The sequence below is a fragment of the Pseudomonas sp. QC2 genome, from assembly GCF_002859085.1.
GTDB lineage: Bacteria > Pseudomonadota > Gammaproteobacteria > Pseudomonadales > Pseudomonadaceae > Aquipseudomonas > Aquipseudomonas petroselini.
Genome location: NZ_PKKS01000018.1, coordinates 381,133 through 398,784 on the forward strand (window position 1 = coordinate 381,133; position 17,652 = coordinate 398,784).

Annotated in this window: 16 protein-coding genes; 11 read left to right on the forward strand and 5 right to left on the reverse strand. The window is 59.6% G+C overall.

Going from position 1 to position 17,652, the window contains the following annotated elements:
* Positions 1–107: 107 nt before the first annotated feature.
* Positions 108–1,061, reverse strand: a complete 954-nt coding sequence (locus QCBJ_RS17710) for a homoserine kinase (RefSeq protein ID WP_012721522.1) — start codon at positions 1,059–1,061, stop codon at positions 108–110.
* A 56-nt stretch (positions 1,062–1,117) separates the two neighbouring features.
* Positions 1,118–1,408: a DUF2782 domain-containing protein gene (locus QCBJ_RS17715; protein WP_012721523.1), complete on the reverse strand. Its 291-nt coding sequence runs from the start codon at positions 1,406–1,408 to the stop codon at positions 1,118–1,120.
* Positions 1,409–1,482: 74 nt separating this feature from the next.
* On the opposite strand from QCBJ_RS17715, the gene polA reads away from it, so the two are divergent.
* Positions 1,483–4,260 (forward strand): DNA polymerase I, encoded by a 2,778-nt coding sequence (polA, locus tag QCBJ_RS17720; RefSeq protein ID WP_102061259.1) that lies wholly within the window; start codon positions 1,483–1,485, stop codon positions 4,258–4,260.
* 270 nt (positions 4,261–4,530) lie between these two features.
* Here the strand turns inward: polA and yihA are convergent, their stop codons facing one another.
* Positions 4,531–5,172, reverse strand: a complete 642-nt coding sequence (gene yihA / locus QCBJ_RS17725; protein WP_042943980.1) for a ribosome biogenesis GTP-binding protein YihA/YsxC — start codon at positions 5,170–5,172, stop codon at positions 4,531–4,533.
* A 192-nt stretch (positions 5,173–5,364) separates the two neighbouring features.
* Between yihA and QCBJ_RS17730 the strand changes: the two genes are divergently transcribed.
* The 6 genes from QCBJ_RS17730 (at position 5,365) to QCBJ_RS17755 (ending at position 10,973) form a co-directional block, all read left to right on the forward strand.
* Entirely contained in the window at positions 5,365–5,667 is a 303-nt protein-coding gene (locus QCBJ_RS17730) for a cytochrome c5 family protein (protein ID WP_012721526.1), read from the forward strand.
* A 34-nt stretch (positions 5,668–5,701) separates the two neighbouring features.
* Complete coding sequence (locus tag QCBJ_RS17735) at positions 5,702–6,328, forward strand: cytochrome c4 (RefSeq protein ID WP_046035882.1); 627 nt, start codon at positions 5,702–5,704, stop codon at positions 6,326–6,328.
* Between the two features lie 168 nt (positions 6,329–6,496).
* Entirely contained in the window at positions 6,497–7,132 is a 636-nt protein-coding gene (gene dsbA / locus QCBJ_RS17740) for a thiol:disulfide interchange protein DsbA (protein ID WP_010207835.1), read from the forward strand.
* Between the two features lie 7 nt (positions 7,133–7,139).
* Complete coding sequence (locus tag QCBJ_RS17745) at positions 7,140–8,021, forward strand: endonuclease/exonuclease/phosphatase family protein (RefSeq protein WP_163825872.1); 882 nt, start codon at positions 7,140–7,142, stop codon at positions 8,019–8,021.
* Positions 8,018–10,072 carry a GGDEF domain-containing protein gene (locus QCBJ_RS17750; RefSeq protein ID WP_046035884.1) on the forward strand — a complete coding sequence of 685 codons (2,055 nt, stop codon included), beginning with the start codon at positions 8,018–8,020 and terminating at the stop codon, positions 10,070–10,072. The genes QCBJ_RS17745 and QCBJ_RS17750 overlap by 4 nt, the downstream gene beginning before the upstream one ends.
* Positions 10,073–10,160: 88 nt before the next feature.
* Positions 10,161–10,973 carry an N-acetylmuramoyl-L-alanine amidase gene (locus QCBJ_RS17755; RefSeq protein WP_012721530.1) on the forward strand — a complete coding sequence of 271 codons (813 nt, stop codon included), beginning with the start codon at positions 10,161–10,163 and terminating at the stop codon, positions 10,971–10,973.
* 59 nt (positions 10,974–11,032) lie between these two features.
* Here QCBJ_RS17755 and QCBJ_RS17760 read toward each other — a convergent pair whose 3' ends face one another.
* The gene (locus QCBJ_RS17760) at positions 11,033–12,820 is read right to left on the reverse strand and encodes an ATP-binding protein (protein ID WP_012721531.1); all 1,788 of its coding nucleotides are present in this window, start codon (positions 12,818–12,820) and stop codon (positions 11,033–11,035) included.
* Positions 12,821–12,830: 10 nt separating this feature from the next.
* Positions 12,831–14,177, reverse strand: coding sequence for a sigma-54-dependent response regulator transcription factor AlgB (algB, locus tag QCBJ_RS17765; RefSeq protein WP_064053131.1), 1,347 nt, complete (start codon positions 14,175–14,177; stop codon positions 12,831–12,833).
* Between the two features lie 379 nt (positions 14,178–14,556).
* On the opposite strand from algB, the gene QCBJ_RS17770 reads away from it, so the two are divergent.
* The 4 genes from QCBJ_RS17770 to gltP all read left to right on the forward strand — a co-directional run bounded on the left by QCBJ_RS17770 (position 14,557) and on the right by gltP (position 17,633).
* On the forward strand, positions 14,557–14,841 hold the full coding sequence (locus tag QCBJ_RS17770; protein WP_046035913.1) for a hypothetical protein: 285 nt from the start codon (positions 14,557–14,559) through the stop codon (positions 14,839–14,841).
* Positions 14,842–14,919: 78 nt separating this feature from the next.
* Positions 14,920–15,084 carry a DUF1328 domain-containing protein gene (locus QCBJ_RS17775; RefSeq protein ID WP_003170804.1) on the forward strand — a complete coding sequence of 55 codons (165 nt, stop codon included), beginning with the start codon at positions 14,920–14,922 and terminating at the stop codon, positions 15,082–15,084.
* Positions 15,085–15,086: 2 nt separating this feature from the next.
* Complete coding sequence (locus QCBJ_RS17780; RefSeq protein WP_012721534.1) at positions 15,087–15,554, forward strand: inhibitor of vertebrate lysozyme family protein; 468 nt, start codon at positions 15,087–15,089, stop codon at positions 15,552–15,554.
* Between the two features lie 747 nt (positions 15,555–16,301).
* Positions 16,302–17,633, forward strand: coding sequence for a glutamate/aspartate:proton symporter GltP (gltP, locus tag QCBJ_RS17785; protein WP_012721535.1), 1,332 nt, complete (start codon positions 16,302–16,304; stop codon positions 17,631–17,633).
* Positions 17,634–17,652 lie beyond the last annotated feature (19 nt).

Genomic DNA, 17,652 nt, shown 5'->3' on the forward strand with positions numbered 1-17,652 from the left:
ATGTGGGAGCTGGCTTGCCTGCGATTGCGGTGGGCCTGCGACGAAATTGCTGGCTGACCTGACGCTATCGCAGGCAAGCCAGCTCCCACATTGACCGAGTTGGGGCTTTAGAGGGCGAACGGTAGTTGGATCGTGACCTGCTGGCGTTGTGCCAAGCGGTGCTCGAACTCTGCCGGGTCATGGATCAACACATCCTGCCCTGCAAACGACTCGGCGGCGATCAGGCGTGACAGCCAGAACCGCACACACGCCACCCGCAACATCGTCGGCCACAGTTCGGCTTCCTTGGCAGTGAACGGTCGCAGGCCGGCATAGGCGCCGAGCAGCGCACGGGCGCGTTGCCCGTCAATCACGCCATCGGCATCCGAGCACCAGTCATTCAGGGCGATTGCCACGTCGTAGAGCATCGGGCCCGAGCAGGCGTTGTAGAAGTCGATCAGGCCGGTCAGGTGCGTGCCTTCGAACATCGCGTTATCGCGGAACAGGTCGGCGTGCACATTGGCGCGCGGCAGGGCGAGGATCTGGGCCTTGTGCGCTTTGATCTCATTCAGCGCGTCTTGCAGCAGGCGCTGCTGTGCGTCGTTCAAGTGCGAAATCAACTGCGCGCCTTCGTTGAGCATCCAGTCCAGGCCGCGATCGGTCTTACGTTCCAGTACCTTCTCGCCTTGTGTCGCCAAGTGCAGGTGGCCAAGCAGGTCGCCGACCTGGGCGCAGTGCTGGGCGTTGGCGTCCTTGATGTGCTTGCCGGCCAGGCGCGGTTGCAGCAGGGCCGGTTTGCCTTTCAGCTCGCGCAGGGCCACACCGTCGGTGGTGCGCAGGGCGTAGGGCACGGGCAGGTCGGCGTCGTGGAGCACGTCGAGCAGTTCGATGAAGAACGGCATTTCCGCGACCGGGCCGCGTTCAACCAGGGTCAGGACGAATTCACCCTGCTCCAGGCTGATAAAGAAATTGGTGTTTTCGCTACCGGCGGCAATCCCCTGGAAGTCGATCAGGCGGCCGAGCCCGTAAGGGGCGAGAAAGGTTTCCAGCTCGGGCCGAGCCAGGGGGGTGAACACAGACATGGTTAAAACTGCCAGTACGGGCGCCGCGGTGTGCGGCGCCAATTGAAGTTAAGAAATCATTTCCATTCGAAGATCTTCCATGACGGGATCAGCATATCCGGCTGGTCAGAGCGGATGAAGTTCGCGTCGGTTCCGTCCGCGCGTACCAGGAAATACGGAGGTGCACCCTTCGGGGTGACCTTGATTGCGTACAGGAAACCGTTCTGACGGTATTCCTGGATGGTCTTGTCGCCTTCCGTGCGGATCGTAACTTCCGGATCACCCCCAGGGGCATCGTCTGCCGCCATGGCAGCCATCGGAGCGAGTGCAATCAAGCCGGTCAACAGCAGGCGATTGAATGTACGCATGATAACCTTGTCCCTTTGTCGTCATTGGTCCGGCTATTCTAGCGCCTGACCCGCCGAAAAGGTTGATTCTGCTCATGAGCCAAGCACCCCTCGTCCTGGTGGACGGTTCTTCCTATCTGTACCGCGCGTTCCATGCGCTGCCACCGCTGACCACCTCCAAAGGCCTGCCCACCGGCGCGGTCAAGGGGGTGTTGAACATGCTCAAAAGCCTGCGCAAGCAGTACCCGGACAGCCCGTTCGCGGTGGTGTTCGACGCCAAGGGTGGGACCTTTCGCGATGACATGTACGCCGAATACAAGGCCAACCGCCCGAGCATGCCCGATGACATGCGCCTGCAGATCGAGCCGCTGCACCAGAGCGTGATCGCCCTGGGCTTCCCGTTGTTGTGCGTCGAAGGCGTTGAGGCCGATGACGTGATCGGCACCCTGGCCCGCAGCAGTGCGGCCGCTGACCGTCCGGTGGTGATCTCCACCGGGGACAAGGACATGGCACAGCTGGTCGACGGGCACATTACCTTGGTCAATACCATGACCGGTAGCGCGATGGACATCGAGGGCGTGAAGGAGAAATTCGGTGTCGCTCCCGAGCAGATCATCGACTATCTGGCCTTGATGGGCGATTCGTCCGACAACATCCCAGGCGTCCCGGGCATTGGTCCGAAGACGGCTTCCGGCTTGCTGGTCGGTGTGAACGGTGGCCTTAAAGAGCTGTATGAACAGCTGGATATCGTGCCGACCCTGCCTATTCGGGGCGCGAAGACGCTGCCGGCCAAGCTGGAAGAGCATAAGGAGATGGCGTTCCTTTCCTACCAGTTGGCGACGATCAAGATTGATGTGCCGCTGGATGTGGGCCTGGATGACCTGCACCTGATTGAGCCGGACCGTGAAAAACTGCTGGAGCTGTACACGCTGCTGGAGTTCAAGAGCTGGTTTGATGAGATCCAGCGCGACGCCAAGCGGGTGGAGCTCAAGGCTGCGCCGGTTGTTGAGGACGTCGCTGAGGTAGCGGCGCCGGCGGAGGCGACCTACACCACGATCCTTGATCAGGCCACCTTCGACATCTGGTTGAAGAAGCTCAACGACGCGAAGCTGTTCGCCTTCGACACCGAAACGACCGGGATCGATGCCCAGCAGGCGCAGTTGGTGGGTGTTTCCTTCGCGGTGCAGCCCCACGAAGCGGCCTATATCCCGCTGACCCACGCCTACATCGGCGCGCCGGAGCAGCTGGATCGCGATACCGTGCTGCTGGCCCTCAAACCGCTGCTGGAAGACCCGACCAAGCTCAAGGTCGGCCAGCACGCCAAGTTCGACATGAACATCCTGGCCAATTGCGCCATCGGCGGCGACCCGGCGCACGGCATTACCGTGCGGGGTATCGCCTTCGACACCATGCTCGAATCCTATGTGTTGAACGCCACCGCAACGCGGCATGACATGGACAGCCTGGCCAAGAAGTACCTGGACTACGACACCGTCGCCTTCCAGGACATTGCCGGCAAGGGTGCCAAGCAGCTGACTTTCGATCAGATCGCGCTGGAGCAGGCTGGCCCTTATGCGGCGGAAGACGCCGATGTGACCTTGCGTCTGCACCAGGCGCTGTTTGCGCAACTTTCAGCCATTCCGAGCCTGGCGAGTGTGCTCACGGATATCGAGATTCCGTTGGTGCCGGTGTTGGCGCGTATTGAGCGCCAGGGTGCGCTGGTCGACAAGGACCTGCTGGGTATCCAGAGCATCGAACTGGGCAACAAGATGGTCGAGCTGGAGCGCCAGGCGTTCGAGATCGCCGGTGAAGAATTCAACCTGGGTTCGCCCAAGCAACTCGGGGCGATTCTTTACGAAAAACTCGGCCTGCCGGTACTGAAGAAAACCGGCAAAGGCCAGGCTTCAACCGCCGAAGAAGTGCTGGCAAAGCTGGCCGAAGATGACTACCCGCTGCCCAAGGTGCTGATGCAGTACCGCAGCATGAGCAAGCTGAAAAGCACCTACACCGACCGTCTGCCGGAACAGATCAACCCGCGCACCGGGCGTATCCACACGTCCTATCACCAGGCGGTGGCGGCGACCGGGCGTTTATCGTCCAGCGATCCGAACCTGCAGAATATCCCGGTGCGTACCGCTGAAGGGCGGCGGATTCGCCAGGCCTTCATCGCGCCCAAAGGCTACAAAATGCTGGCGGCGGACTATTCGCAAATTGAGCTGCGGATCATGGCTCACCTGTCGAAGGACGAAGGTTTGATGAACGCCTTCCGTCACAACCTCGACGTGCACACGGCCACGGCGGCCGAGGTGTTCAAGGTTGAGCTGGGTGACGTCACGTCTGATCAACGCCGCGGCGCCAAGGCGATCAACTTTGGTTTGATCTATGGCATGGGCGCACAGAAGCTGGGCAAGGATATTGGCGTCGATACCAAGACGGCCAAGGCGTACATCGATGTGTATTTCGCCCGTTATCCCGGGGTTCGTGAGTACATGGAACGCACCCGCGCCCAGGCGTCCGATCAGGGCTACGTAGAGACCTTCTTCGGTCGCCGCCTCTACTTGCCGGATATCCATTCCAACAAGCCCCAGGAGCGCGCGGCGGCTGAACGCACTGCCATCAACGCGCCCATGCAGGGCACAGCGGCAGACATCATCAAGAAAGCCATGGTGCTGGTGGATAACTGGCTGACGGATTCAGGCCTGGATGCCAAGGTGATCCTGCAGGTGCACGATGAATTGGTGCTGGAAGTGCGTGAGGATCTGGTCGCGGAAGTCAGCGAGAAGATTCGCGAGCACATGAGTGCCGCTGCTCAGCTGGATGTGCCGCTGCTGGTGGAAGTGGGCGTCGGCGATAACTGGGACCAGGCGCACTGATCTCGGGGCTTTGCTGCCACTGTGGGGTGGTGGCAGAGTGCTTTAGTCCGGAAATCGCTGTCAGTTATTTCAAATAGTTTTTCGAACCTGCCGGAACTTAACCCGTGAATTGCCACTCAGAGTTACTGAATGGGTGGTGAAGCCCTTCAATGCTCCTATGTTGTGTTAAGTGTTGGCAGATATCTGGACCCCGCCCTAGCGGTCCGGAACTTGAACCCCGAACTTCCCCTCCCCATACGAAGTCCGGGGTTTTTTTTGCCTGCGCAAAAGTTACTCCGCGATTTCCGCGCCCTTGTCCGCCAATTCCATCCAGCCGGCCAGTACGGTGTAGGCGTCTTCCAGGCCCATGCGCTTGGGCGCCGAGAACAGTTGGATGGTGATCGCATCACCCCAGCCTTTACGGATTTCAGACTGCACTTTAAGCAACGTGTTTTTGGCGGCGCCGTAGGTCAGCTTGTCGGCTTTGGTCAGCAGGATATGCATCGGCATGCCGCTGGCAACTGCCCAGTCGAGCATCAGCAGGTCGAAATCGGTCATCGGATGGCGGATGTCCATCATCAGAATCAAACCCTTCAAACTCTCCCGGCCACCCAGGTAGGCCTCCAGGTGACGCTGCCAGTGCAGCTTCAGCGGGATAGGTACTTTTGCATAACCGTAGCCCGGCAGGTCGACCAGACGCCGATCATCGTCTAGCTTGAAGAAATTGAGAAGTTGCGTACGGCCTGGGGTTTTCGAGGTGCGTGCCAGGCTGGCGTGAGTCAGGGTGTTCAGCGCGCTGGACTTACCGGCGTTGGAGCGCCCGGCAAAGGCGACTTCAAAGCCCTCGTCATCGGGGCATTGGTCAACTTTGGCGGCGCTGAGCATAAACGTGGACTGTTGGCACAGGCCAAGGATGGGATTCTTGAGTTGCATGAGATTTCCGATGTGGGCGATGCCGAGAAAGGGTGCGGCAAGCGGTGTCGTTTCCGTTTCAGTAGCGCCAGTATATAATGCCGCAGATTTTGTGTGTGCTTTGTCCCAGCGAAGGATGAAGTTCACGGGAGCGAAAGACCTTTATTGCGCATTAGAACGCAAAACGCTCTCAAACCCTGAAATGGTCGACGTATGACCAAGTGGTTGCTCGCTATCGGTGTCCTGCTTCCGCTTTATGGCGCTCAGGCTACACAGGATCCGGAAGCGGTGTACAACCGAGTTTGCGTGGCTTGCCATGCCGGCCAGTTGCCGAATGCTCCGAAGCGGGGTGATCAGGCAGCCTGGGCGCCAAGACTGGCGCAGGGCATGGACACGTTGGTGCAACACGTGACCCAGGGTTTCAAGGCAATGCCGCCGCGTGGTTTGTGCATGGACTGCAGTACTGAGGATTACCAGGCCGTCATTGAGTTGATGGTGAGTAAACCCGGTAGATAACTCTTAAACCCCTTAGCCGTAGTTGGATTAGCTGATGAACAAACTGATCGTGAGTCTGCTGTTGACCTTGGGCATCACAGGCGCTGCCGTCGCTGCAGAGGGCCCCCTTAAAGGTGATGCCACTGCCGGTCAAGCGAAGGCCGCTGTATGTGGTGCTTGCCATGGACCGGATGGTAACAGCCCGGCGCCGAACTTCCCCAAACTGGCCGGCCAGGGTGAACGTTACCTGACCAAGCAACTGCACGACATCAAGGACGGCAAGCGAACGGTGTTGGAAATGACCGGCTTGCTGACCAACCTCAGCGATCAGGACCTCGCGGACCTCGCAGCGTATTTTGCCAGCCAGAAAGGCAGTGTGGGAGCTGCTGATCCGAAACTCGTGGCCCGTGGTGAGAAATTGTTCCGCGGCGGCGACCTGGAAAAAGGCCTGCCAGCCTGCACCGGCTGCCATTCGCCCAATGGCGCGGGCATAGCCGCCGCCGGCTTCCCGCACCTGAGCGGCCAGCACGCGACCTACATCGCCAAACAGTTGACCGATTTCCGTAAGGAAGAGGCAGGGCGAGCTAACGACGGCGACGCAGCGATCATGCGTACCATTGCGCGCAAGCTGAGCGATGAAGACATTGCAGCGGTCTCCAGCTATATCCAGGGCCTGCACTAACATGCCTGCAACGTTAACACTCGATTAATCCAGCGATGCAAGCATAAAAAGGGTGGCTTAGGCCGCCCTTTTTTGTGGCCGGTGCCGTTACACTAACGAACTCATGCCCGCGCAGACCTGTCACAACAAAGGTCGCGTGAGGCGACTTTATTTGTCCAGGAGTAAAGCATGCGTAATCTGATCCTCAGCGCCGCTCTCGTCACTGCCAGCCTCTTCGGCATGACCGCACAAGCTGCCGACGTGCCGCTTGAAGCCGGTAAAACCTACGTTGAATTGGCTAACCCGGTTCCGGTCTCGGAGCCAGGCAAGATCGAAGTGGTGGAGCTGTTCTGGTATGGCTGCCCGCATTGCTACGCCTTTGAGCCGACCATCAACCCATGGGTCGAGAAGCTGCCTAAAGACGTGAACTTCAGACGTATCCCTGCCATGTTCGGTGGCCCATGGGATGCCCACGGCCAGCTGTTCCTGACCCTGGAAGCCATGGGCGTGGAGCATAAGGTCCACAACGCGGTATTCGACGCGATCCAGAAACAAGGCAAACGCCTGACCAAACCAGACGAAATGGCTGACTTCGTGGCCACCCAAGGTGTCGACAAGGACAAGTTCCTGGCCACCTTCAACTCCTTCGCGATCCAGGGCCAGATCAAACAGGCCAAGGAGCTGGCGCAGAAGTACGGCGTGCAGGGCGTTCCAACCATGATCGTCAACGGCAAATACCGTTTCGACCTGGGCACCTCCGGTGGTCCTGAGCAAACCCTCAATGTTGCCGACCAGCTGATCGCCAAAGAGCGCGCAGCCAAGTAAGGGGCTCATCATGCGCCGCTGGGGTACCGAACGCGTGGTTGGCCTGCATGATCCGCAGGTCAACGAACATCACCTGGAGTCCACGGGGTTGCCGCCGGACAGCCGCTTGCGGCTGCTCAGCTTCAATATCCAAGTGGGGATCAGTACCGAGAAATACCGTCACTACCTCACCCGTGGCTGGCAGCACCTGCTGCCCCACAACGGGCGGGCCGGCAACCTGCAAAAGATTGGCAACCTATTGAATGACTTCGATCTGGTTGCGCTGCAGGAAGCCGACGGCGGCAGCATGCGTTCCGGTTACATCAATCAGGTGGAGCACCTGGCCCAGCTCGGCGCGTTCCCCTATTGGTACCAGCAACTCAATCGCAACCTCGGGCGCCTGGCGCAGCACAGCAATGGTGTGCTCAGTCGCCTGAAGCCCTCCGCCATTGAAGACCACCCGCTGCCAGGCCCCAAGGGCCGGGGGGCGATCCTTGTGCGTTTTGGCGAAGGCCCAGAGGCGCTGGTGGTGGTGATGATGCACCTGGCGTTGGGTGCGCGCACCCGCACGATGCAACTGGCCTACATCCGCGAGCTGATTGGCGGTTACAAACACCAGGTACTGATGGGTGACATGAACACCCATGCCAATGACCTGTTGTTGAATTCTCCGTTGCGCGACCTCGGGCTACTAGCTCCGCAAGCCGAAGCCACATTCCCCAGCTGGCGCCCGCAACGCTGTCTTGACCATATTCTGCTCAGCCCTACCCTCACACTCGAGAGTGTGCAGGTGCTGGCGCAGCCCATCTCCGATCACCTGCCGGTCGCGGTAGAGATTCGTCTGCCGGGTTCGCTCACGGCTGATGCATTACCCGCGTTGAGCCCCGGCCCTCGCGGACCCCTTGCATGAGCGACGACGCCCAGCGCTGGAAAGAGAAATACCTCAAAAGCATCGAGCAACAAGAAAAGCTCGAACGCCGTTGGGCAGCCCGCCTCGACCTGCTACGCCGTGGGCTGGTGCGCAGCACGCTGGCCGCTGAAGGCACCGACCGCGCCGTCGACCAGTGCATGAAGGAAATGCGTGACGTTGTCCGTACAGATGATATGGACGCCGCCCTCGCCGCCTTGCTGCCGCGCCTGGAAAAAGCCGTGCTGGATTCGGAGCAGCGCCGTGAAACCCGGGTCGACCAGATCAGCACCGCGCTGACGTCCCTGGTTACCCAGCTGCAAAAGTTGCCATTACCGCGTGAGGTTGCCCGGCCGCTTAAGACGTTCGCCAAGCAGTTGGACGGCCGAGTCAGCCAGGCACGTGAGATCCCCTTGCTGCTCAGCGAGTTGAGTGGCCTGCAGGGCCAGGCGCTGAACAACCTGGAGCCGGACGGCGAAACCACACGCCCAGGGCCGGGGCTTTTGCAGCGCCTGTTTGGTTCCAAAGACGTCGCGACCGAGCCGGAGGCCAGCGAATCAACAGCTGGCCCGGCACCGCAACCCGTTGTGGCCAAGCCTGTCGCCGAGCCCCAACCGCCCGAACAGTCCGAGGAACTGACGCAAGCCTTGCGCGCCTTTGCGCCGCCGCCTCAGGAAAAGGCTGCCCCCGCAGTTGAGTCGGCCGCGCCTGCCAAGGTGGCGGACGCTGTCAGTGAAACGTTTGTATACGAGGCTCCGCCTCAAGCTGAGCCCGTTGAAGCGTCCGTAGCACCCGTAGCGCATGTCGAGCGGGAGCTTCCGACAGAAGAGCCGGCACCGGAAAGCGCCCTCGCCGCCTTTATCGAAACGCCTGACGTTCAGGTCGAAACGCCGGGTGAGACCACCATCGGCAGCCTGTCGCTCCCTCCTGTGCTGGAGGTCGAGGAGTCCGACCCCGACGAGCTGCAAGCGGACGGCACGTATGCCTTACCTGATTCACCGGAGCCGTCCTACAGCTCCGTAGCCAAGCATATTGAAGACACTCTGCTCGGGCTGCTGGAGGAGTTGTCGCTACCCGAGCGTCACCGGCCCCAGGCCGAGGCCATGCGTGAGCGTCTGGCGCACGGCCTGAACTGGTACGAACTGCTACCGATCCTCGACGACCTGGCCGTCTTGATGCTGGCAATCACCGACAGCGGCCAGCACGAATTCGAGGCTTACCTCAAGCAGCTCAACGAGCGTCTCGAAGCGTTCCAGGGGCATTTGCAGGTCGCCAGCGACGGCCATGCCGATAGCCGTTCGGCCGCCCGTGAGCTGGACACGCAGATCCGCGAACAGGTCGATGGCCTGCAAAGCAGCGTGCAGGAGGCCGCCGATCTGGAAAGCCTCAAGCACGTATTGGAAAGCCACCTCGAAGGTCTTCTCGGCACCATGGACGAGCACCAGCAGCAGCGTGACCAGCGAGAGCAGGAAACGGCAGCGCGACTGAAAGGCTTGGCCGAGCGGGTTGCCAATATGGAGCAGGAAGCCCAGGGCTATCGCGAGCATTTGGAGGTGCAGCGCCAGAAGGCCTTGATCGATCCGCTCACTGGCCTGCCCAACCGCGCCGCCTGGAGTGAGCGGCTCGATCACGAGGTCAACGCCTGGCATCAACGGGGTAACAGCCTGTCGCTGGCGATGCTGGACTTGGATCACTTCAAGCGCATCAACGACGGCTACGGCCACCTGGCTGGCGACAAGGTGCTGAAGATCATCGCCAACGTATTGCGCAAGCGCCTGCGGCCAACCGACTTTATCGCGCGTTTCGGCGGTGAAGAGTTCGTGTTGCTGATGCCCGACTCATCCCTCGCGGATGCCCTGGCGGCAGTTGAAGTGTTACGCGGCGCGATTGAAGCCTGCCCGTTTCACTTCAAGGGCGAGCCAGTGACAATCACTGTGTCCATGGGGGTGGCGCAGTTCCAGCCGGGAGAGCGCAGTGAACTGGCGCTCAAACGCGCGGATGCGGCCTTGTACCGGGCCAAGGCCGCAGGCCGAAACCAAGTGCAGGCCGCCTAAAAGATGTTCCATTTTGTAATTTGACGGTTAGGTCACAAGCGGTACGTTACACTGTTGCATTATCGTCTTCAGCGTAACGTCTTCCGTCATGAAATTTTTGTACATTGCCTTTGTGTTTCTTTTCCTTGCGGGCTGCGCCAGCGGCCCTCGCCTGGACACCAACCACCCCTCGGTGAACCACGACAACCGCGTGCAGTTCGTGGTGGTGCATTACACCTCCACCAACCTTGAGCGCTCCCTGGCATTGCTCACCCACGGTCAGGTGAGCAGCCATTATCTGATCGGCGACGATGCCTCAGGCACTATCTACAAGCTGGTGGATGAGAGCCAGCGCGCCTGGCATGCCGGGGAAAGCGAATGGATGGGCCGCACCTGGCTCAACTCCAGCTCCATTGGTATTGAGATCGTGAACCCTGGCTACAAGGACACGCCGACAGGCCGCTTGTGGTATCCGTACTCCGAAGCCCAAGTGAAATCGCTGGTGGTGCTGCTCAAGGACATCAGCAAGCGCAATGGCATCGACCCCAAGAACATCATCGGCCACAGCGATATCGCACCGCTGCGCAAGCTGGACCCGGGTCCCTTGTTCCCCTGGAAGCGCCTGGCCGCTGAGGGGCTGGGTGTTTGGCCGGATGCACAGGCCGTCGCGCGGTTCCAGGTGCAGTACGCCACAGAACTGCCGAGCATTACCTGGTTCCAGGAACAATTGGCCCACTTGGGTTACCAGACGCCACAGACTGGAGAGCTGGATGTGGCTACACGTCATGTGATCGCGGCGTTCCAGATGCATTTCCGGCCATCGCTGTTCGACGGCACGCCTGACGCGCAAAGCGCTGCGATCCTGCGAGCGTTGAACTGTGGCGAGCAAGCGTGCTTGCGCTCGGGTGCGGAGCGCCCTTAAGAGGCGGGTGGAGCGGTGCGACGCTTCAACAAGCGTCCTTGCTACAACAAGCGGGGTTCCTACAAAGGCAACGCCATATAGAACTGAGTGCCCTGCCCCGGCCGCGAGTACACACCCATGCGGCCGCCGTGCAATTGCACGATCTCTTTGCACAGCGCCAGCCCCAGGCCGGCGCCGCCTTTCTTGCGACCCACCTGCACAAAGGGCTCGAAGATCCGCCCCTGCTGCCCATAGGCGATGCCTTCGCCGTTATCTTCGACGCTGATAATCACGCGCTCGCCGTGGCGGCGTGCCTGCAGACGAATCTGCCCCCCATTAGGCGTGTGGCGTAGGGCATTGCCCAGCAGGTTGTCGAGCACCCGTTCCAACTGTGCTTGGTCCGCATATAACCGGGGCAGGTCGGATTGGGCTTCTACCATCAGCTCGACGTTTTGCACGTTGGCCGGCTCGACGAAGCGTGCTCGTGCGTGTTCAAGCAGATCGGTCACGTCGCACGGGCCTAAGGTGAGCTTCTGCAGGCCGTTCTGGTAGCGCGAGAAGTTGAGCAGGTCGTTGATCAATTGCATCAGCCGCTGCATCTCTTCATTGACTGTATCCAGCAGGTCCGCTTCACGGGAGTCCGGTGGAAATTTCGCCCGCTCGCGGAACAGCCCGAATGCCATGTGCATGCCGGTCACCGGTGTTCGCAGCTCATGGGAGGCGCGCAGTACGAACTCGCTGCGTACCCGCTCGAAGGCGCGTTGTTCGGTGACGTCATGCAGCACCATCACCGCCCCGAGGATATGCCCCTGGGTATGGCTGACGGGGGTCAAGCTGTAGGTCAACAGGCGCAATTCGCCTTCGACTTCCACTTCCAGATCTTCCGGCGCCCGCTCCAGGCTGCCGCCACGCAGTACCAATTGCAGCTGTTCATCCAGTTCCGGTCGCACCAGGGCCTCGCCCAGGCCCTGGCCAAGGCGCTCCTCGTCCCAGCCCAGTTGGCGTTGGGCCACCGGGTTGAGGTGTTCCAGGCGGCCTTGCCGGTCAATCATCAGCAGACCATCGTCTATGCTGTCGAGCACCGCTTGCAGGCGCTGCTGACCAGCCAGGAGTTCATCGACATTGGTCGCCTGATGCTGGCGCAACGCCTCGGCCATGATGCCGAAGCGGCGGGTGAGTTGGTTCATCTCTGCTGCCGACGAGATCGGCAGTGTCACTTCGAAATCGCCCTGCCCTATCTTGTCCGCCGCCTTGGCCAGCGCTTCGATCGGTCCGCCAAAACGCCGGGCGATGCCATGCGCCGTCACAAACCCGATGATCAGCACCGCGAGCCCGACCAGCCCCAGTAGCCCGGCGATCAGCAGGGCACGTTCGCGGGATTTGTGTTCGCTGTTGCTGATGTTCTCCAAGGCCTGCTTGTGCTCGTTGATCAAGCCATTGCGCAGCGCATTGAAGGTGTCGGTGAGTTTTTCCTTGGCCCCAGGTGGAGGGGTCGGTTGCTGGGACTCGTCAAAAGCGTTCAGCAGTTCCTGATACTGGCCCTTGGCCTGGCTGAACCCCGTCCCGCGACCGTCGCGTTGTTCATGGGCGATACCTTGGTCCAGCAGGTCGACGTAGCGCTGCTTGGAGGTTTGCAAGGCCTCGGGGTCGGGGCGCTCCTCCAGCATCATGATCAACTGATCACCCAGGCTCTGACGCAGCTTGAGGCCCAGGTCCAAGGTGATGAAGTTGCTGCGAATCAGGGATTCCTGAGTCTTGGCCATTTGCATGACGCTGACCAGGCCCAGGATCAAACCCAGCAGGGCAACGGTGATCAGCGCTGAGATGCTCAGGAATAGCCGAGTGCGCAGCTTCATCGCTAACTTCATAGGGTACAGCTCACAGGTTGTACTGTTTGCGTTTGCGGTACAGGGTCGACGCGTCGATACCCAGGGTGCGAGCCGCCTGGTCCAGGGTGTCGCTGGTGGCGAGCACGGCGCCGATGTGAGCTTTCTCCAGCTCGTCCAGGCTCAGCGCCGCGCCGATCCGCGGAGCGTTGTTGGTCGGCTGCTCGGCCATCCCCAGGTGGCTGATTTCTACCTTCTCTTGCGGGCAAATGATGCTGGCGCGCTCTACTACGTTGCGCAGCTCGCGGATATTTCCCGGCCAGCGGTAGTTGAGAAGGGCCTCGCGCGCTTCGTCGCTGAAACCGCGCGCCGGTCGGGCGTACTCCTTGACGAAACGTGCCAGGAAGCGGTCGGCCAGGGTCAGGATGTCCTCGCTACGTTCGCGCAGCGGCGGCAAGTGCAGGGTGATCACGTTGAGGCGGTAGAGCAGATCTTCGCGGAAGCGGCCATCACGCACCATGTCTTCCAGGTTCAGGTTGGTGGCGGCGAGGATGCGCACATCCGCACGTCGGGTAACGGGGTCACCGACCCGCTCGTATTCTTTGTCTTGGATAAAGCGCAGTAACTTGGGTTGCAACGTGAGCGGAAAATCGCCGATTTCGTCGAGAAACAGCGTGCCGCCGTCCGCCTGATTGACACGGCCCAAGGTGCTTTCACTGGCGCCGGTAAAGGCACCACGACTATGGCCGAACAGCTCGCTCTCCATCAGTTCCGCCGTCAGCGACGGGCAGTTGATGGTCACACAGGATTTCTTCGAGCGCTTGCTCCAGCCGTGAATGGCTCGGGCCAGTTCACCTTTACCCGTGCCGGATTCACCCAGGATCAGAATGTTGGCGTCTGTGCCAGCCACCTGGCGTGCGGTTTCCAGTACTACCATCATCGACGGGCTGTGGGAATCAAGGCCGTCTTTCGGTTGGCGCACTGCGCCTTCCAAGGCTTCGAGGCGCGCAGAGAGTTGACGCACTTCCAGCTGCTTGGCAGTGGCAAGGCGCAGTTGGTCTGGGCTGCAAGGCTTTACCAAGTAGTCAGCGGCACCGGCCTGGATCGCATCAACGGCAGTGTCGACCGCCGAATGGGCGGTGACAATGACCACACGCATCCATGGCGCCTGGATGCGCATCTGGGCCAGTACGTCCAAGCCGTTGTCTTCACCCAGGCGCAGGTCCAGGAAGCACAAATCGAACACTTGGCGCTGCATCAAGGTATCCGCTTGGGCAGCGCTGTTCGCCGTGGCGACGGTGTAGCCCTCATCTTCCAGGCAATAACGGAAGGTGCGGAGGATCGCGGATTCGTCATCCACTAAAAGAATGCGGCCTTGAAGTTCCTTGGCTGATTCCATCTGTCCCGCGCTCCTTAACTCTATGAATGATGGTGTTTAGTCCCGGAATAATCGGGCAAGTTGCATGGTTTATTCTGATCGATAAAAGACAACGTTGTGCAGGTATCTGCATCACTTCCTACAAGGCGCCGATTGCAGGCGTTTTCATGTCGTCTTGCCACTTCGGCAATACACCCTCCGTGTTCTATCCCTTGATCCGACCGCTGGCTATCGTGCATTTCGCACGGCCCTCAAGGGGGCATCGTGCAGGATGCTGGGAGCTTGTTGGGTTATAAATATTTAACTCATTGATTTTATTGGTATTTATTTTGTAAAAAAGCTGGCATGCGCTCTGCAATACCTCTCCTAACGAATAATCAGAATGCGGGAGAACATCAGCATGACTCGCCAAAGCTTCAGCCCACTGCGTGTATCGCCACTGCGCTTGCAGCAAGGTCTGTTTGCCAGCCTGGCCTTGATGGTCACGTTGATTGGCGGCCAGCAGTTGCAGCATTGGCAGCAGAGTCAGCAGCAGATCCCGCAATTTGAACGTCCGAGCATGACCCAGACCCATTTCCGTTCCGTTGGCAGTGTTGCTGCCGATGCAACAGCCCCGCAATTGCAGATGGTTGATCAGGAATCTTCCCTGAGTGAACTGCCGTCGCAAGAGCGTTGGGTGTTCTAGGCACCAAAAGCCGCTCGTGTTGAGTGGCAGTACGGCACTACCGCTGTTACCTCTAAAAGAAGCATAAGGAGAATCACCATGTTGAGTTGGGCAATCACATTTCTGATCATCGCCATTGTGGCTGCAGTCCTGGGCTTCGGTGGTATCGCGGGCACCGCCACGGGTATCGCAAAAATTCTGTTTGTGGTCTTCCTGGTGATGTTCATCGCTTCCTTCTTCTTTGGTCGTCGCGGCCGAGGCTGAAAATGACCACTTTGTCCTTCAAAGCCATTACTGCCGCCCTATTGTTGGGCGGCAGCGGTTTGGTGATGGCCGCCAATGACGGTCAATCCCGGGCCAACGAATTGCTCAGCGCGGACCCGCAATACCGTGAGACCTGGCAAAGCGTGGTGAAGAAAGAAGAGCGCCTCCCGGAATGGGTGATGAACCTGTCGGGCACCGCCGAGCAAATGAATGCCGTGGAAGAAGATGGCGACAAGTACTTGGTCGGGCCGCTCTGCGAAACCGCAGACACCTGCCGGAACAAGCGTCTGATCGTTGCCTTCAGCCTCGACAAGGAAGATGCCTACGCCATGTTGGTGGAAGTCCCGGCCGGCCTGCCGGCGGACAAGTCCCCAACGCGCCACGCCGATTACCGTTTTATCGGTAAACCGGATGAAGGCATGCAGAAGTTGCTGATGGAACAGCTGAAGAAAGATCCGAATTGGTACTAGGTTCCGTCCGGCGCGTCTGTCGTCAGCGGGACCAGCGTCCATAGAAAGAAGCCCCCTCGCTTCTTTCTGTTTGCACTGCTCGCCAAGGGTGGTGCATGACCAGGGGGCCGGGTTGCTCTGATCAAATGGGATCGGCGTGACCTACGGGTACAGGGAGTGCCTGCGCAAGGGCCGGGTCAGGAGAAAAGCTGCGACGCAGGTTCACAAGCCCATCGCTTGCTGAACTTGCGGCGGGCTTGTGACTTTCATCCATCCCCTCGCCTCTCATATCGCTCTGTCATACCTCCCATAGCCGCAAATTTTGTTATCGCTCGCCTTTAACCATTTCTTGGTGTGTCGAGACGACCATCTATCGATAAAATTTTCGTCGCGCTATAGGACATATCTGACGTCAGGTCGCGGATTCCCCAGGCATTTCTGCCAGCACCGCAAAGACGTGCTGCATCTCTAGGCGAGCCGGGTTTGGCAGGTTAACGGCATATTTGCCGGACAATCTGTCGCATTTGAACTGACCGTTCGGACAGTTATTATGAAAAAAGGCCATGCCGATTCGGCATAGGGTAGGCGTTTACGGCATTAGACGTCGCTCCCTTGCATGGGAATAGTTGCGCCTTTTTTCGCCTGCCAGTAAGCCATTTCGGCCACGCTGCGGTGACCTTCCATGGAGGCAGATGCACACACTTTTTCGCTCTCGAGCGTTCCAGCTGGCGCATTTGCCTTAAGTTCACTTGAAGTAAGGGTAATGACATGAAGAAGGCAAAGCTAAGCCTCGCCTGGCAGATCCTCATCGGTTTGGTGCTGGGGATCGCAATCGGTGCAGTGCTCAACCATTTCAGTGCTGAAAAGGCCTGGTGGATCAGCAATGTGTTGCAGCCAGCGGGCGATATCTTTATCCGCCTGATCAAGATGATCGTGATCCCGATCGTGATCTCCTCGCTGATCGTCGGCATTGCCGGTGTCGGTGACGCGAAGAAGCTCGGGCGTATCGGTGTCAAAACCATCCTTTACTTCGAAATCGTCACCACCATTGCCATTGTGGTCGGCCTGCTGCTGGCCAACGTGTTCCACCCAGGCGCTGGCATCGACATGAGTACCCTGGGTACCGTCGACATCTCCAAGTACACCGCCACCGCTGCTGAAGTGCAGCATGAGCATGCGTTTATCCAGACCATCCTCAACCTGATCCCATCGAACATCTTTGCCGCTGTTGCCCGTGGCGAGATGCTGCCGATCATCTTCTTCTCGGTACTGTTCGGCCTCGGCCTGTCGAGCCTCAAGCCTGAGCTGCGCGAGCCGCTGGTGACCATGTTCCAAGGCGTGTCCGAGAGCATGTTCAAAGTCACCCACATGATCATGAAGTACGCCCCGATCGGCGTATTCGCATTGATCGCCGTGACCGTCGCCAACTTCGGCTTCGCCTCGCTGTTGCCGTTGGCCAAGCTGGTGATCCTGGTTTACGTCGCCATCCTGTTCTTCGCTTTCGTGATCCTCGGCCTGATCGCCCGCCTGTTCGGCTTCTCGGTGATCAAGCTGATGCGCATCTTCAAGGATGAGCTGGTACTGGCCTATTCCACCGCAAGCTCCGAAACCGTGCTGCCACGCGTGATCGAGAAGATGGAAGCCTACGGCGCGCCGAAGGCGATCTGCAGCTTCGTGGTGCCGACCGGCTACTCGTTCAACCTCGACGGTTCGACCCTCTACCAGAGCATTGCGGCGATCTTCATCGCCCAGCTGTATGGCATCGACCTGTCGATCGGCCAGCAACTGATGCTGGTGCTGACCCTCATGGTCACCTCCAAAGGCATCGCCGGTGTGCCGGGCGTGTCCTTCGTGGTGTTGCTGGCCACGCTGGGCAGCGTGGGCATTCCGCTGGAAGGCCTGGCGTTTATCGCCGGTGTCGACCGCATCATGGACATGGCACGTACCGCCCTGAACGTAATCGGCAATGCCCTTGCAGTGCTGGTGATCTCCCGTTGGGAAGGCATGTACGACGATGCCAAGGGCGAGCGCTATTGGAATTCGCTGCCGCACTGGCGCAGCAAGGAAGCCTCGCCGCTGGGCCAAGCCACCCGCAGCTGATAATACGACTGCTCTGACA

Coding starts and splice junctions, on each gene's coding strand:
- polA (WP_102061259.1), top strand. CDS start 1,483: ATGAGCCAAGCACCCCTCGTCCTGGTGGACGGTTCTTCCTATCTGTAC.
- QCBJ_RS17755 (WP_012721530.1), top strand. CDS start 10,161: ATGAAATTTTTGTACATTGCCTTTGTGTTTCTTTTCCTTGCGGGCTGC.
- QCBJ_RS17730 (WP_012721526.1), top strand. CDS start 5,365: ATGACCAAGTGGTTGCTCGCTATCGGTGTCCTGCTTCCGCTTTATGGC.
- gltP (WP_012721535.1), top strand. CDS start 16,302: ATGAAGAAGGCAAAGCTAAGCCTCGCCTGGCAGATCCTCATCGGTTTG.
- QCBJ_RS17780 (WP_012721534.1), top strand. CDS start 15,087: ATGACCACTTTGTCCTTCAAAGCCATTACTGCCGCCCTATTGTTGGGC.
- QCBJ_RS17710 (WP_012721522.1), bottom strand. CDS start 1,061: ATGTCTGTGTTCACCCCCCTGGCTCGGCCCGAGCTGGAAACCTTTCTC.
- algB (WP_064053131.1), bottom strand. CDS start 14,177: ATGGAATCAGCCAAGGAACTTCAAGGCCGCATTCTTTTAGTGGATGAC.
- QCBJ_RS17715 (WP_012721523.1), bottom strand. CDS start 1,408: ATGCGTACATTCAATCGCCTGCTGTTGACCGGCTTGATTGCACTCGCT.
- dsbA (WP_010207835.1), top strand. CDS start 6,497: ATGCGTAATCTGATCCTCAGCGCCGCTCTCGTCACTGCCAGCCTCTTC.
- QCBJ_RS17775 (WP_003170804.1), top strand. CDS start 14,920: ATGTTGAGTTGGGCAATCACATTTCTGATCATCGCCATTGTGGCTGCA.
- QCBJ_RS17760 (WP_012721531.1), bottom strand. CDS start 12,820: ATGAAGTTAGCGATGAAGCTGCGCACTCGGCTATTCCTGAGCATCTCA.
- QCBJ_RS17770 (WP_046035913.1), top strand. CDS start 14,557: ATGACTCGCCAAAGCTTCAGCCCACTGCGTGTATCGCCACTGCGCTTG.
- QCBJ_RS17750 (WP_046035884.1), top strand. CDS start 8,018: ATGAGCGACGACGCCCAGCGCTGGAAAGAGAAATACCTCAAAAGCATC.
- QCBJ_RS17735 (WP_046035882.1), top strand. CDS start 5,702: ATGAACAAACTGATCGTGAGTCTGCTGTTGACCTTGGGCATCACAGGC.
- yihA (WP_042943980.1), bottom strand. CDS start 5,172: ATGCAACTCAAGAATCCCATCCTTGGCCTGTGCCAACAGTCCACGTTT.